Here is a 15011-nt window from a genome sequence, read left to right as displayed (position 1 = left end):
TATCCAATTGAATGCATGTCTTATAGAAAAAAAGGCCTGGCAAGCACCTTTCATACGCGGTCAGAAGGGCTTTTAAAAATAAAAAAAGAACACCCTTCCCGGAAGAGCGTTCTTTTGTCAAAACTGTATGAGACCCACGCTGATCTGCAGGGCATCATCCACTTTTTCCATCATTTCATCATCTAGATGCGTTATCTTATCCGTTAAACGCTGTTTGTCGATTGTTCGAATCTGTTCGAGCAAGATAACGGAATCTCTTTCAAAGCCATATCGCTTTGCATCAATCTCAACATGAGTAGGCAGTTTTGCTTTTTGGATTTGGGCTGTGATGGCAGCCACGATCACTGTGGGACTGAATCGATTGCCGATATCGTTCTGTATTACAAGAACAGGCCTAACGCCTCCTTGCTCGGATCCGACTACTGGGGAAAGGTCCGCAAAATAGACGTCACCACGCTTGACAATCAAAGGGTTAGCCTCCACTCACTAAACGTTCGACTGTATGCTCTGCCTCGTATTCTGCCTGAATTGCTTCTGAAGCGATAGCAAGATTGATCTTTGCCATTTCCATATATCCACGTCTCATCGTTTCACGGATTTGGCGCTTCTTACGCTCACGAAGATACATTTTAGTCGCGCGATAGATATACTCATTGCGATTTACATTTTCTTGTTCTGCAAAGCCGTCGAGTTCTGTAACGAGCTGTTGCGGTAAGCGAATTAAGATTTCTGTTGTTGTGCTGGATTCAGACACAAACTACACCTCCACCAATCACTATAAACCGTTTCGTTTACTACCATAACTATCATACCATCAATTGCCGCAAGATAAAAGACATATATAATAAAATCCTTCTCTATTATCGGCATATACGCTGGAGAATTATGCATCTTTTTCCTAAGCTCTTTGATTAATTACATAATTTATTAATCAGGGAATGAATTTGATCTTAAGCCTGGCGGGGGCTGCCCTTGGTTTCCCCGCCATAACGTCACTTCAGTAATCCTGGCTCATTTTTTATAAAAGCCACTCGTTGCCAGCAATTGATTGGAAACTTCCACCGGTTCCCCGTCCTTTATATAGATCCTTGGAACGCGATTGGAAATGATGCATGGGATTTCATAATTGATGGTATCGAGCTTCGCCGCAATTTCATCCATTGATATGAAGTCCCCGTCCTGCCTTCCGATCAAAGTCACCTTGGTCCCAGGCTGGACTTCTTCCGGAAGACTGATCATGCACTGATCCATACAGATCCGCCCGACAATCGGTGCCCGCTTTCCATCCACCAGCACTTCCTGCCCCTGAAGCTTTCTCAACCAGCCGTCAGCATAACCGATCGGCAGTGTGCCAATCCATTCATTCTTTTTCGTTTCATAAGTCGCACCGTAACTGACCTTTTCCCCCGCCCGCAATTCCTTCACTTGGACTATCCGTGAGTGGAGAGAGAAAACCTGCTCCAATGGGAATGGAAGCACAGCCTTCATTTCAACGGAAGGAGAAAGACCGTACATCGCAATTCCCGCTCTCACAGCATTAAAATGGGATTTCGGGTGGGAAAGCGTCGCCGCACTGTTCGAACTGTGAATATATTTCGGGCGCTCCGTCAAAGAGGATAACATCCTTTCAAACACTTCCAGCTGCCGTTCAAAATATTCTGTGTCCAGCTCATCCGCAGTTGCAAAATGGGTGAATACCCCTTCTAACTGGAATTTAGACTCCTGCCGGATAAATTTCTCGACTTTTTGAAGATCTGCGGAATTCCGGACTCCGATTCGGCCCATTCCCGTGTCACATTTAATATGCAGATTCAGCTTGCCGTCTTCCTTCTCGAGGTATTCACGTGCTGATTCAAGCCAGGCGTAATCAAAAACGGTCAGAGATATATCATGGCTCATTGCGAGATAGGCATCTTCAGCCCTTGTCGCACCCAAAACCAAGATCGGGGCTTCGATTCCATTTTCTCTAAGGGAAATAGCTTCATCCAAAAAAGCGACAGCCAATCCCCCTGCTCCTCCATTCAGGGCCGTGTGTGCAGTCTGGACATCCCCGTGTCCATATGCATTGGCCTTCACCACCGCAAACATGGTAACTCCCTCCGGCAAATGCTGTTTGATATTATGAACATTTTTATATAAGTTATCGAGATCGATTTCTACCCAGGTATCTCTGAAAAATCGAGTTTGAGTTATCATTGTATTCACTTCCTCTTCCTATAGAACAATGCTGAAGGATGGCTAATTGTTTTTCTACGCAACTTTCACTGTGACAGGAACATCAGGACGATGATCCTTAATTATTATTAAGCTTGATTATTGCCGGAAGGGACCCTGCTGTCAAACCCTATATTTCCTATTTACCTCCGAAAACCACCAGTCCTTCAACTTTTTTTGAAGAACTGGCGCTTGCCGGAGAAAGGGGACATGGCTTTGGCCATTTTAAAACAAGTCCTGTCAGTCCACTCATCAGCTTTTAAAAAAGTATATCAAACCTTCCTGTCATATATCTAATGACAGCTTAAAAATAGGAGCCGCCCATACAGGGGGCAGCTCCTCAGAAACTGTTTATTTCACCACAGACCCTTGAACAGAGCGGGCGATTTCCGTCATTTCTTCTGGCGTCAAATCGTTGGAAGCCAGCATATAATCCACACCATCATATGTCCATGTAATAGTACGGTCCGTCCTCGCTGCAATGGTAAATCCAAGATCCTGGATATCCCCATTCACCATGGTAGAAACCGTCACAGCAGGAACTACCGTCGATTTCTCTTGTACCAGTGTGAAAGATTTTTCACCATCGTAAGTTAGAACAACGCGTTTTCCATCATCCGTCTTCACTTCTTTTTCCTCTACAAGCTCAGCTCCTTTTTCAGTTGCTGCCAGAGGGTAATGCACAGAGAACTCACTGTCTGAAACACTTGCATTTACAGGAATCTCAAGCTGAGCACCTGTCATATTCTTCTTCATGTCGAAGTCATTCTTATCAAATGCCGCTTTGGTGTCCATTTCAGAGAACTCAACTTTCACAAGCGCATTGCGGTCGGCATCCATTACTTTTACAGAGGCCGGCGTCAAATCTTTCTTGTTAAAACTGATTTCCTGAACAGGAAGCATCTGGCTGTTTTGATACCTTGTAGCCGTTTCGAACACATAGTGTGTCTTCGTTTCTTTAAATTTGGCTTCCTTATCGGCTTCGATGTCTTTTACGAGCGACTCAAAAAGGTAAGCCTGGCTGCTGTTATTCGGCCATTCACTTTCAAACTTGAAGCTTTTGTTCAGTGCAGGCGTCAGAACAAAAACCCCTTCGTCATTCCGCAAAATTATCTGGCTTTGTTCCTTGGCAGGATTGGACAAGTTTACACGGTAATAATCCGGATCATTATGCCAGACATCCACATCATACGTCTGAGGTTCATCACCAACCTGAAGAGTCATCTTTGCTTTCGCTTTATATCCCTTCATATCTTGCACTTTGGCAGTCAAATCCTTCAGAACATCTTCTTGTGACTTCGGTCCGCATGCAGCGAGCATCAAAATCGCCAACATCACTGCAGCCAAAACAACTAACTTCTTCTTCATCCTTTCAACCCCTTTTATCTCAGTTAACGTAGTAGAGAGAGGGGAAAACCAGCCGGCACGAATGAACTGTTCTCCAGTTCAAGCCGCTCAACACCCGCCGTCCAGAAATCTTTGGAAAACAGCAATCCTGCTGCCGACTGGCCTTGTCTCTCCTATTGCACTATGAATATATGAGACAACCTTGGGGTTTATGCTAGGAAAGATGACAAGCTTATAAAAATTAATCGGGGTTGTGGGCCGGGCTCACGGGCCTTGAAAAGGAAATTTCTAAATTTCTTGCGGGGACTTATTTTGGAAGAACTATTTGGAAGAGCGCTTCCGAAGTTGTGGTGAGGTTATGGCAAAAGGTTAAAAAAATGATGCTGTCGTATAATATTTTTGGTGGATACAGATTATTGAAGGGGAAGTGTTTGATCTCCAGTTACCTTTTTTTAGGTGCTTTTTAAAATTCACTTTGGACTTCTGAATCTCTCTAGACATATCTAGAGGTAGCTTCACCTTCAGATTTACTCCCTTTTGGTCTTTAGCCCCCCTAAAGACACTTTTACCTTGGAACCTGCCCGCTTTTGGTCTTTAGAACTCCCTAAAGACACTTTTACCTTGGAATCTTCTCGCTTTTGGTCTTTAGGACCCTTCTCAAGGCACTTCTAAAGCCTGTTTCCTCTTTTCATGTCCTTGAGCCGATCCCACAAGACACGCTCGAAGCTCATATTTCTTTCATGTCTATGAAAAAATCCGAAATCAGCGGATGTCTTCAATAATCACCTGCGCAGCGGCAAAATCTTTGCTGTGTGTTATGGAAAGGTGCACACCTTTTTCAACAGGAAGTGCGATATAAGGCTTGCCCAGTTGATCTTTTCTCACTTCAATATCTGTGAAAGAAAGACCTGCCCCGATTCCGGTACCCCGCGCTTTGGCGAATGCTTCTTTTGCAGCAAATCTGCCGGCAAGGAATTCATATCTGCGTCCACCCTTTAAGGTTGAATAATGATCAATCTCCGCCTCAGTCAAAACCCTTCTGATAAACTTCGGCCGCCTCTCTGTAAGCTGGGCAATTCTTTTGATTTCTACAATATCCAGACCGATTCCTTTAATCATTTGACTCCTCCTCATTCTATTTCTATATAGTATTACATAGTATTAGTACAAGATATCCCATTTTGATAGTAACATACTTCACGCTACACACTGACCGTTTTTACAGGTAGAATGTTAGACATGTATGTGTGCTCATGCATACCGCTCTTGAAGGAGGTAATGAAAAATTGTTTGTACGCACAGAAAGCTTTTCTCAATTCATTCGTCTTTATCCGATTGTATCCATTATTGTATTCATTCATCTTTTATTATTCAGCGTCGCATTGGTTCCGTTCCTGCCCGAGATATTGGTCTATGAACACCTCGCCGGAATCAACCTCTATATATTCAACGGAGAATGGTGGCGGCTGATTACGCCGATTTTTGTCCATCTTGGGTTTGCCCACCTCTTATTCAACTCTTTTTCTCTTATTCTTTTTGCTCCCCCGCTGGAAAGGATGCTGGGCAAGTTCAAATTTACAATCATTTATCTCACCTGCGGTATTGCCGCCAATATCGCCACTTACTTTTTAAAGCCGCTGACTTATAACCATGTAGGTGCATCGGGCGCCATCTTTGGACTGTTCGGTATATATGTCGGCATGACCCTGTTTCATAAGCATCTGATTTCAACGCAAAATAAGCAAGTGATCATCCCGATTGTCGTAATTGGCTTGGTCATGACTTTTTTCCAGGCCAACATCAATATTACCGCCCACCTAGTCGGACTTCTTTCAGGACTCGTCATTTCCTGGTTGCTGCTTCCCTATATGGTTAGAAAAAATCGGTATTAAAAAAAACGGCATGCACGCAGGAGCAATTCCTGGTGCATGCCGTTTTTGGTTTTTCGCCTTTTGATGTACCCCGCTCCTCCCGCGAAGCACATCTCCACCAGCCCAATAATTCAAATCTCCTGTCTCTCCGGATAGTACCATTGATAAATGGTCTTCACACTTTCGTCATCCAGATCGACAATCTTCCCAGCTGCTCCCGCTTCACCTGATTTTACCGTTGCGTTAACATTGGCAAGTCCTCTTTTCACCTGGAAGAAATTTTGCTCTGTTTCAAGTGATTGAATCCTGTTCTTTTTCATAAATAAGGTATGCTGCTGCCACGAGCGGTACCTTAAGGTGAGCTGCGAAGCATCAATATTCCATCCTGCACTGCGGAATTTGGAATAACCAAAAAGCCAAAATGGAATGTAAAGCAGCAAGGACCACAGCCCAAGCGGCCAAAATGCAATGGACAAACCAATGATGACAGCTGTCACAAGCAGACTTTCTCTGAATAGGTAGCGCTTCAGAGACTTGGCAGGCACGGGTTCAAAATCTACAGACATCCTATACTCTGGCAGGATATCCTTCATAACAGCGGCGATGTGTTGTTTTTTGATCATTGGAAGGACTTTTATAGTGCTGCTTTCTTTTTCCAGGACAGATCCGCCGGCACTTTCAATCTGAACAGCTGCATATCCTAAGGGCTGCCTCAGGATATTTTCGACTTTCCTTACTCCCTGAATTCGATTCAACGGGACGGTCACCTGCTTTTTCTCCAAGAGCCCCCTTGTGATAATGAGATCGTCTCCCTGTTTCCTGACTGTAAATTCAGCGTACACCAACAAGGTTCCAATAATTGCCGCAATCCAGGCAATCAGGAGGCCGATGATCACTACCATACTCACCAGCACGACTCCACTACGGACGAATTGTTCTAATTCATTAAACACTCTTTCGTACGGTATGAGTTCGTCAAACTGCGATAGAAAAATAAGCACCCCGGATATCACGACTCCTGCTCCTCCGGAAGTTGTTGCCATGAGAAGGAGTTGCTTAAAGTCCATCTTGAATACGACTTCACTGCTGGTAAGGACTTCGGGATGTTCAACTTCCGTGCCAATATTTCTTCTTGTTGATTTCGCTTCATTGATGATCTTTTGCAATTCTTGCGCTTCATGTTTACTGATTGCTGTCAGTTCGGCTTCCGCCTGCTTTTGATCCGTTGAACCGGCCGTTTCAACTTTTACTTTGACGAGTCCGAACGGCCTTTGCAGAATTCCTTCCGTCAAGTTAAGGCTCTGAATTCTTTCAAAGGGGATGTATCTCTTCTTCTTCACAAACAATCCATATTCAATCCTGAGTTCACCATCTTCAAGCCAGTAGGAAAAACGCAGCCATTTGGTGATTCCTGCGGCGAGCAGAAAGACCATGATTCCTCCACCAATAATAAACGGGAGCCATTCGAGGAATCCTTCAGCCTCTTCTCCTCTGTTCAAAAAAATCAAAAAGATAAATGGAAGGATGAGTTCCTTCAATTGTTTAAGAAAGTTTGCCACTGCTGAAATCGGGTGCAGTTTCTTCTTCTCAGACATCATCTTCAGCCACCCTGGCCAGTGAAGAGATAGAATTTCGCAAGTCATCTGCCTCATGCATATCCAATGCCGGAATTTCATGGGTGGTAGCCGCAGTTGAAATGGTAATGGTCGCTAGTCCATATTTTCTGAGCAGCGGCCCCTGTACTGTATCAACGTGCTGAACCCTTACCATCGGCACAAGCGTCCTTTTAACAAAGAAGACTCCTCTTTGAAGCTCAATTTCCTGCTCCCTCACTTCATAGCGCCATCTCTTCCAGCGTATCATTGGCAGAAGAATAGCAAAAAAGTATGTATAGACAGCAGCCAAAATAACCGCCACCACCGGCATCCAATACGGCCAATCAAATATAATCGCAAGAACCAGCGCTGCAATGGCCAGAATGATGACCCCGATTGAATGGATCAACCCAGACCATCTCCACACAGGGAGCGCTTTTTCCGATATTCTTGTATTTAGTTCATTCCCCATCGTTGTGCCTCCTATCGATTTTTTCCCCTCTCCATTGTATACGATTGCAGGCATATTTTCGTTTCGTTTGTCTATAAAATTTCAAATGATGCCTGGTCGATCCAGCGAATGGTCTCATTGTCTTTAAGATCCTTTACAAGCCGGAATAAAGCATCATCCTTCTTTTTCGCTTCGATCATGCAATCAATTTCTCCCACAGAACCCTTTATACCATTAATGAAATCCATAAACATGGCTGGATCAATATATTCAGCATGTGCTTTATATTCTTTTTCAGAGCGCGGACTGGAAATATGCATTTTCACCGGAAGCGGTGAGTCCGCCCAAGTTCCGACTACCCTTTCCCAATCTTCTTCCCAGTCTTTTTCATGATGGGCAAGGTGATGGTGATAATCAAACACCATCGGAATGCCAAGTTTTTCACATAGATACAGGGTGTCATGAAGGGTAAAAACCGTGTCATCATTTTCAAGAATGATTAGATCCTGAAGTGAAACAGGAGTCAGTCCCCAGTTGTGGATGAACTGCTCAAGTGCCTTCTCTTTATCTTCGTACGCTCCACCAACATGGAGGACACAGCGATGCTTGGGATCCACGTCCATTCCTTTCAACAGCGCCTCATGAATTTTTAGCGTTTGCAAAGTATTCTTTAAAGTATCTTTGTTATTGGTATTGAGCAGGACGAAGTGATCAGGGTGAAAACCAACACGTTGAGGATGCTCTTTTATAAAATTCCCTATGTCCTCCAGCGGCTCTTTAACAGCCCTCATGAATTTCCAGTCTTTTAGATCAGGATGGTTGGCAAGAGGGATCAACTTGGAACTGAACCTGAAAAATTTAATATCATGTGCAAGGTTGTGCTTAAGGAGCCTCAAGCAGTTCTGAAGATTGGAAACAGCAATCCGCTCAAGCTTTCGCAATCCTGCATCCCTGTCTTTCAGCTGTGAAAACTGCTTGTAAGTCATCGTCTGAGATGGTGAGGCATTTTCAAGATGGACACTCATCGCCACATACCCCAATCGAACGATCGTCATATCTTCACCGCCTTTTTGGGGATAGTATCTGCTTTTAGCTCAGTTTCTATCAGGGGTAATGACTAATTTGTCTTTCATCGGCCCAATGCTGTCGCATATCGAAGGCCCCTTTCTTTCGTCTACAGACAAAGAAAAAAACCACTCCAAAAATTAGAGTGGTTTTGTAAGTCATATTAAGATTCGCGCTGTTGCTTGCGGCGAGGATTTTTTGAACGGCCTCTAGAAGAAGAGTAACCTTGTCTTCCTCCGCCTTTGCCTCCGCGAGAAGAAGATCCTTTTTTGAAGTCACGCTTTCCGCCTCCGCGTCCTCCATTACCTTTGCTTGGAAGAGGTCTTTCTTCCGAGATTTGAACTGGAGTATCATCCGGCTCTTTTGTCATAAGACGAAGAGCTGCGGCTACGATTTCAACGCTGTCATGGTCTTCAAGAAGCTCTTTAGCCATTCCGCGGTAATTTTGCAATTCGTTGGATTTCACTGTTTCAACCAGTTTTTCCATTGCAAGGCGCTGCTGTCCTTCCAATGCTTCGTTGGAAGTAGGCGGCTTCATTTGCGTCATGCTCTTCTTCGTTGTTTTCTCAACAATGCGAAGGTAACCCATCTCTCTTGGTGTTACGAACGTCATCGCCATACCTTCTTTACCCGCACGTCCTGTACGTCCAATACGGTGAACGTAGCTTTCAGGATCTTGAGGGATATCGAAGTTGTAAACGTGAGTTACGCCTGAGATATCCAAACCACGAGCAGCAACATCTGTAGCAACAAGAACATCGATGCGGCCTTCTTTGAACTGGCGAAGAACCGTCATACGTTTCGCCTGGCTAAGGTCACCATGGATACCTTCTGCAGAGTATCCTCTCAGTGTCAATGCACGAGCCAGCTCATCTACACGGCGCTTTGTGCGTCCGAAGATGATGGCAAGTTCAGGTGATTGAACATCAAGCAAACGGGAAAGCACGTCGAACTTCTCTTTTTCATGAGCTTTCACGAAGTACTGCTCGATGTGCGGTACAGTCATTTCTTTTGATTTCACACTTACAGTTTCAGGGTCTGTCATGAAGTTATTCGCAATCTTACGGATCGGTCCAGGCATTGTCGCTGAGAACAATAGCGTTTGACGGTTATCCGGTACATTTTTCAAGATTGATTCGATATCTTCGATGAATCCCATGTTAAGCATTTCATCCGCTTCGTCTAGAACAAGCGTGCTTACGTTACCAAGCTTCAATGTTCTACGGTTGATATGGTCAAGCATACGTCCTGGTGTACCGACGATGATATGAGGATTCTTCTTCATCGCGCGGATCTGACGCTGGATATCCTGCCCGCCGTATACAGCTAATACATTGACTCTTTTATCCTGGCCGATTTTGTAAAGTTCTTCCGAAACCTGGATTGCAAGCTCACGCGTTGGAGCAATGATCAGTCCTTGTACGTTCGGGTTTTTTACGTCAATCTTCTCCACCATCGGGATACCGAAAGCAGTTGTTTTACCAGTACCTGTCTGAGCCTGGCCGATAACGTCTTTACCTTCTAGAGCTAACGGAATCGCACCCGCCTGAATTGGAGTCGCTTCCTCAAATCCCATGCGGTTAACGGCTTTTAGTGTACTAGAGCTTAAATTTAAATCTGAAAACTTTGTCAATTTCTCATTCTCCTTTTGTTTAGGCTGTTTCCGCCTTGATTGCTGCTTACGGAAAAGGAATAATTCCGTATATTTTTATATCATAGCGCTCTTTCCCTTGTGTAAAACAAAGGATGAGCCGAAAATACAAAGAAAAAAATCTTCTGATAGCAACAAAGATTACGAAAAGAGCCGTGTTTATTGATGCATTTATTTATTGACATGGTCTACATTTTCATAAAGAGAACCCGGCTATAGTCTAAGCGCCCTCACATACGGGGCATGGATCTTACCGAGAATATATTTATTGTTAAAGCCGTGTTATCCTTATCGGCAACGTGTTTGGGACAATAACTACCCTACAAAAAAAATTACTCTTCTTTAAGAAGAGTTTGCACAAAAAAATGTGAACAATGTTATGGCTATGTTACCACTAATAGAAAAAAATTTCAATTAAAGTAAAATTATCTTGCTATTCACTTATCTCTCAGCAGGAAATCTTTCACCTTCTCAAACAGATTATCACTGTCGTCACTGTGGCAAATCAGGTGCTTTGCCTCTTCCGAAAAATATTTTTCCTTTTCTTGGTACGCGATTTCCTCATACAAGAAATCTGCACTTTTCGGAGGAACGATTCCATCCTTTTTACCTTGGGCGATAAAAACGGGAACTTTAATATCCTTCAGCAGCGGTTTTGCCATCAGCACCACTCTTCTAAACTGGTAGGTCGCGGAAATGGGGGTATCTTTGATTTTTTTCTTATACCGAAGATACAGCTCATTATTGGAAAGCTCCCCGCGAAATACATCCTGGATCATATCCCTGATGTCTGTCAGCAGCTGTTTGGGATTGACATAATAAGCGGCTGCACTCAATAAGACAAGCTTGTTCACAGGATATTTCACTGCAAGATAACTGGCAATCAAACCGCCCATGGAAAAGCCGATAACATATACCTCATCACATTCTTCCAGCAAAACCTCTAATTCCTTCTCTGCACATTCAACCCATTCATCCGCCTTCTTCCCTTTCAAATCAAGGGAATCGCCGTGTCCGGGAAGCGTTGGAACAACAATCTTCCAATCCGTATGGCATTTTAGATAATGAGCCAGAGGGTCGACTTCGTAAGGTCCTCCTGTAAAACCATGTATAAGTAAACATCCATTCATCATTATCACCGTTTTCAAGGTATTATATTTATAGTTACAAATAATTTTTTGCATTGTTAGATGAGCTGTTGATTTCCACTCCAGGCACACTCTTTCCTGGGAGGCGGGCAGTGAGCCTCCTCTGCTGTGCCTGTGTAAAAATTGGAAGCGCCCTGTTCAGCCCCGACAGGCTTATGTTCCGAAGAGAATAAAAGGCGATTTTACCTTTTATTCTCTTCGGGTTATTTGACCCCAAGGGCCTGGGTTACGTTCCAGTAGGTACGTAACCTTGGTGCTGGAGCTAGACGACCGCTAATCCAATCAACTCTGTAAAAATAAAAATGTCTGTAACTAGTGTGAAAAGTTTCGATTTCAAAGATGAACTTTTCTAAGATTGATTAGTAACATGTTGGTCTACAAGAGCTAATCTGAAAAAAAGCAAATGTCGAACAACAAAGATTCAAACGGGCCACTAACAAAATAGAGTGAAGTATCGAGCCAGTAAGGAATTTGTTAGTTGCTGACCATGGGGATATCACCATCTTGAACAATTCATCTTCACAAAAGCGACACCGAGTGGTCCAGGCCCACTCTTGAATTAAATATTCATCATTTTCATTAGGAGGATTTACCATGAAAGCCATTCTGTTTGACCTGGACCGGACCCTGCACGACAGAGATGCTTCGGTCCTTCAGTTTTTAAAAGCACAGCACCAGAAATTAAACAATCTTCATCATACGGTCATTCCTTCCACTTATATTGACCGTTTCATTGAATTGGAATGCAAAGGGTATGTTTGGAAAGATAAGGTGTACGCCTCATTGGCAGAAGAGTTCAGTCTTCCACTCTCCCCCAAGGAACTGCTTGAGGATTACCTGACTGATTTCCATCAACACTGCCTGAAAATGGACGGGACTTCCGGTCTCCTTCATTTCTTAAAATCTGCCGGATATAAAGTGGGGATGGTTACAAACGGCATGACAGATGTTCAAAACAACACAATCAATGTCCTCGGAATCCGCTCTTATTTCGATAAGATTGTTATTTCGGAAGAAGCCGGATTAAAAAAGCCAGACCCCGCCATTTTCCATCTAGCTGCGAGGTTACTTAATGTCGCACCTTCAGATTGTCTTTATGTTGGTGACCACTATGAGAACGATGTAGCCGCGGCCCGGAAAGCAGGGATGAAAGCTGCCTGGCTGACAGAGCCTGATTCGATGCCAGCAGGGCTTGCCGCCGACTTTGTAGTTTCCTCTTTGGCTGAGCTGCAGGATTATTTATCAAAATAAGTTGCCTGTTTCTAAAAGAGTGCCTGGTACAAAAAACTGTAATTTTGTACCAGGTACCCAACCCAACGCCAAAGATGTTACTCTGTAAGACTCTCTATAATTTCTTCCAGCTTCATTCCCCGGGATGCTTTGAACAGGATGATTTCATCTCCATGCAGGATACTTTCCAGCTTTTCGGTCAGCTCCTGTTTGTCATCAAAACTGAAGACATTCTTTTCGCCGATGTTTTCCGCTGCCCCTCTGGCAGTCTGCCTGGCAAGGGTTCCAAAAGTAAACACCAGATCAATTTTTCCTTTTTGGACCTCCTGCCCGACCTCATAGTGATAGTTCTCTTCATTTGGTCCCAGTTCAAGCATGTCACCAGCAACAAGGATTTTCTTGCCGTAACCTTGCAGTCCTGAAAGTAAGCCGATTGCGGCTCTCATGGAAGTAGGACTGGCATTATAGGCATCATTGAGGATTTTCTCCCCGCGCTTCCCTTCCATCATTTCCATTCGCATTTGTGTCAGCTTCAGCTGTTGAAAGGCTTCCGGCATTTCCTTGTATTCTACATCAAACTCTTTTGCTACCAGCATAGAAGCGAGTGCATTCATGACGTTATGTTCTCCCAGCACCGGCAGCATGACTTCTGTATCCGGTTCTGCATTGACCTTGAATACACTTCCGGAATCCGTGGTTTTCACATCCAGTGGATATAGGGTGTTTTCCGTCCCTTTTCCAAAAGTCTCCACTTTGAACTTCCAATCTTTATCAATTCTCTCCTTCAATAACGGCTCTTCTCCGTAATAGACAAATAATCCGTCTTCCTTTAAGCCGCTGATGATTTCCATCTTGGCTGTGGCGATGCCTTCTCTTGAGCCAAGGTCCTGAAGATGGGACTCCCCGATATTTGTAATGATTGCAGCATCCGGCAGGGCGATGTTTGAAAGCTGTTCAATTTCCCCGAATCCGCTCATGCCCATTTCCAACACCGCTACCTCAGTGCCTTTTTCCAACGCAAGGATGGTTAACGGAAGTCCGATGTGGCTGTTGAAATTCCCTTGGGTCTTTTGGACTTTGTATTTCAGGCTCAGAAGATTTGCGACCATATCTTTTGTTGTCGTTTTACCGTTACTGCCTGTAATGCCGACAACTTTGATTCCGAGTTCATGCCGGTAAGCTGTGGCAAGGTTCTGCAATGCCTGGAGGCTGTTCTCCACGATGATGATCGGCAGACCCTCTGGCGGGTTAGGGACATCTTTTTCCCAAAGGGACGCAGCTGCCCCGCTTTTGATCGCCCCTTCAACAAACTTATGGCCGTCTACCTTTTCTCCTTTGAAAGGGATGAACAAGTTTCCCTTTTCAATTTTTCTGGAATCAATGGAAACCCCTCCGATGGCTACATCCTGGAACGCGGATAAATCATTTTCTACTTTGATCATTTTGGCTAACTCGCCCAAAGATTTATTTATCATGTCAACAACTCCCTTTCAGCTCGCCTATCTTAAATTATTATAGGCTCTTTTTTAAACTTTGTTACTGCCGAGTATGTATAAAAGAAGAGAGCTGACCAGTTTATTCCGTCAGCCCTTCTTGTCTTACATTGTATGTTTGATGTTCTGCTTCTCGGCGTGGCGTTCTTGTGCCAGCTTGACAAGACGCTCGATCAATTCAGGATATTCCACGCCGCTGTGCTTCCAAAGCAGCGGGAACATACTGAATGGAGTGAAGCCAGGCATCGTATTCACTTCGTTCATATAGATTGTGCCGTCCTCTGTCAAAAAGAAATCGGCACGTACAAGCCCTGAACAATCCAGTGCTTTAAATGAATCGACTGCAATCCGCTTCATGTCCTCGTACACATCTGCCGGAATTTCAGCCGGGATGATCAGAGCTGTATCTCCATCTTCGTATTTAGCTTTGTAGTCATAGAAATCTTTTTTCGGTAAGATTTCCCCTGCTACAGAACATTCCGGTTCATCATTCCCTAGAACGCCAAGCTCGATTTCCCTCGCCTTGACACCCTGTTCGATGATAATCTTACGGTCGAATTGGAAAGCCTCTTTAAATGCAAGAATAAGTTCTTCACGTGATTCCGCCTTGCTGATCCCTACAGAAGACCCAAGGTTCGCTGGTTTCACGAAACAAGGGTAGCCAAGTTCTTTTTCAACTTTAAGGTAAGCCGCTTCCGGGTCATTTTCCCATGTTTTTTTCAAATACCACACATAGTTCACCTGCGGGATGCCCGCCTGCGCATACAGGTTTTTCATGATGACTTTATCCATCCCTGCTGCTGATGCCAGGACACCATTACCGACGTACGGAAGGTTCAGCAGTTCAAGCATCCCCTGCACTGTACCGTCTTCCCCGTTTGGTCCGTGAAGAAGGGGCAGGATGACATCAAACGTGCTGTCTTCGTTCTCCGAAACGCTCAAAGTC

14 protein-coding genes are annotated in these 15011 nt (G+C 44.2%); 2 read left to right on the top strand and 12 right to left on the bottom strand.

The annotated features are described in order from the left end of the window. Positions 1-117: 117 nt before the first annotated feature. From ndoA to acpS, 5 genes are all read right to left on the bottom strand, one after another. On the bottom strand, positions 118-468 hold the full coding sequence (ndoA, locus tag BSG1_RS16115; protein WP_006838214.1) for a type II toxin-antitoxin system endoribonuclease NdoA: 351 nt from the start codon (positions 466-468) through the stop codon (positions 118-120). Positions 469-472: 4 nt separating this feature from the next. Next, positions 473-754: a CopG family ribbon-helix-helix protein gene (locus tag BSG1_RS16110; protein ID WP_006838213.1), complete on the bottom strand. Its 282-nt coding sequence runs from the start codon at positions 752-754 to the stop codon at positions 473-475. A gap of 257 nt (positions 755-1011) precedes the next feature. After that, entirely contained in the window at positions 1012-2196 is a 1185-nt protein-coding gene (gene alr, locus BSG1_RS16105) for an alanine racemase (RefSeq protein ID WP_006838212.1), read from the bottom strand. 369 nt (positions 2197-2565) lie between these two features. Beyond that, positions 2566-3582 carry a LolA family protein gene (locus tag BSG1_RS16100; RefSeq protein ID WP_006838210.1) on the bottom strand — a complete coding sequence of 339 codons (1017 nt, stop codon included), beginning with the start codon at positions 3580-3582 and terminating at the stop codon, positions 2566-2568. 741 nt (positions 3583-4323) lie between these two features. After that, the gene (gene acpS / locus BSG1_RS16090) at positions 4324-4680 is read right to left on the bottom strand and encodes a holo-ACP synthase (RefSeq protein WP_006838208.1); all 357 of its coding nucleotides are present in this window, start codon (positions 4678-4680) and stop codon (positions 4324-4326) included. 167 nt (positions 4681-4847) lie between these two features. Between acpS and BSG1_RS16085 the strand changes: the two genes are divergently transcribed. Next, entirely contained in the window at positions 4848-5453 is a 606-nt protein-coding gene (locus BSG1_RS16085; protein WP_044023032.1) for a rhomboid family intramembrane serine protease, read from the top strand. A 110-nt stretch (positions 5454-5563) separates the two neighbouring features. Here the strand turns inward: BSG1_RS16085 and BSG1_RS16080 are convergent, their stop codons facing one another. The 5 genes from BSG1_RS16080 to BSG1_RS16060 all read right to left on the bottom strand — a co-directional run bounded on the left by BSG1_RS16080 (position 5564) and on the right by BSG1_RS16060 (position 11324). Further along, the gene (locus BSG1_RS16080) at positions 5564-7027 is read right to left on the bottom strand and encodes a PH domain-containing protein (RefSeq protein ID WP_006838206.1); all 1464 of its coding nucleotides are present in this window, start codon (positions 7025-7027) and stop codon (positions 5564-5566) included. Continuing rightward, entirely contained in the window at positions 7020-7499 is a 480-nt protein-coding gene (locus BSG1_RS16075) for a PH domain-containing protein (protein ID WP_044023031.1), read from the bottom strand. Before BSG1_RS16075 ends, BSG1_RS16080 begins: the two co-directional genes overlap by 8 nt. Before the next feature lie 71 nt (positions 7500-7570). Further along, the gene (gene uvsE / locus BSG1_RS16070) at positions 7571-8533 is read right to left on the bottom strand and encodes a UV DNA damage repair endonuclease UvsE (RefSeq protein ID WP_044023030.1); all 963 of its coding nucleotides are present in this window, start codon (positions 8531-8533) and stop codon (positions 7571-7573) included. 173 nt (positions 8534-8706) lie between these two features. Continuing rightward, positions 8707-10176: a DEAD/DEAH box helicase gene (locus tag BSG1_RS16065; RefSeq protein ID WP_044023029.1), complete on the bottom strand. Its 1470-nt coding sequence runs from the start codon at positions 10174-10176 to the stop codon at positions 8707-8709. Positions 10177-10631: 455 nt separating this feature from the next. Further along, the gene (locus tag BSG1_RS16060) at positions 10632-11324 is read right to left on the bottom strand and encodes an alpha/beta hydrolase (protein ID WP_044023033.1); all 693 of its coding nucleotides are present in this window, start codon (positions 11322-11324) and stop codon (positions 10632-10634) included. 612 nt (positions 11325-11936) lie between these two features. Between BSG1_RS16060 and BSG1_RS16055 the strand changes: the two genes are divergently transcribed. Then, the gene (locus tag BSG1_RS16055) at positions 11937-12593 is read left to right on the top strand and encodes an HAD family hydrolase (RefSeq protein ID WP_006838200.1); all 657 of its coding nucleotides are present in this window, start codon (positions 11937-11939) and stop codon (positions 12591-12593) included. Positions 12594-12670: 77 nt separating this feature from the next. On the opposite strand, the gene BSG1_RS16050 is transcribed toward BSG1_RS16055, so the two are convergent. Both BSG1_RS16050 and BSG1_RS16045 read right to left on the bottom strand, forming a co-directional pair. Further along, positions 12671-14047 carry a UDP-N-acetylmuramoyl-tripeptide--D-alanyl-D-alanine ligase gene (locus tag BSG1_RS16050; RefSeq protein WP_006838199.1) on the bottom strand — a complete coding sequence of 459 codons (1377 nt, stop codon included), beginning with the start codon at positions 14045-14047 and terminating at the stop codon, positions 12671-12673. A gap of 123 nt (positions 14048-14170) precedes the next feature. Then, the coding region (locus BSG1_RS16045) for a D-alanine--D-alanine ligase (protein ID WP_006838198.1) at positions 14171-15011 on the bottom strand (841 nt) is incomplete at its 5' end.

Source organism: Bacillus sp. SG-1 (assembly GCF_000181495.1).
Classification (GTDB): Bacteria; Bacillota; Bacilli; order Bacillales; family Bacillaceae_B; genus Rossellomorea.
This window is presented reverse-complemented; position numbering and strand designations above follow the sequence as displayed.

What these genes read in the sequence shown, in the direction of transcription:
- uvsE (WP_044023030.1), bottom strand. Translation starts at nt 8,533, where the DNA reads ATGACGATCGTTCGATTGGGGTATGTGGCGATGAGTGTCCATCTTGAA.
- BSG1_RS16055 (WP_006838200.1), top strand. Translation starts at nt 11,937, where the DNA reads ATGAAAGCCATTCTGTTTGACCTGGACCGGACCCTGCACGACAGAGAT.
- BSG1_RS16075 (WP_044023031.1), bottom strand. Translation starts at nt 7,499, where the DNA reads ATGGGGAATGAACTAAATACAAGAATATCGGAAAAAGCGCTCCCTGTG.
- BSG1_RS16080 (WP_006838206.1), bottom strand. Translation starts at nt 7,027, where the DNA reads ATGTCTGAGAAGAAGAAACTGCACCCGATTTCAGCAGTGGCAAACTTT.
- BSG1_RS16050 (WP_006838199.1), bottom strand. Translation starts at nt 14,047, where the DNA reads ATGATAAATAAATCTTTGGGCGAGTTAGCCAAAATGATCAAAGTAGAA.
- acpS (WP_006838208.1), bottom strand. Translation starts at nt 4,680, where the DNA reads ATGATTAAAGGAATCGGTCTGGATATTGTAGAAATCAAAAGAATTGCC.
- BSG1_RS16060 (WP_044023033.1), bottom strand. Translation starts at nt 11,324, where the DNA reads ATGAATGGATGTTTACTTATACATGGTTTTACAGGAGGACCTTACGAA.
- alr (WP_006838212.1), bottom strand. Translation starts at nt 2,196, where the DNA reads ATGATAACTCAAACTCGATTTTTCAGAGATACCTGGGTAGAAATCGAT.
- BSG1_RS16100 (WP_006838210.1), bottom strand. Translation starts at nt 3,582, where the DNA reads ATGAAGAAGAAGTTAGTTGTTTTGGCTGCAGTGATGTTGGCGATTTTG.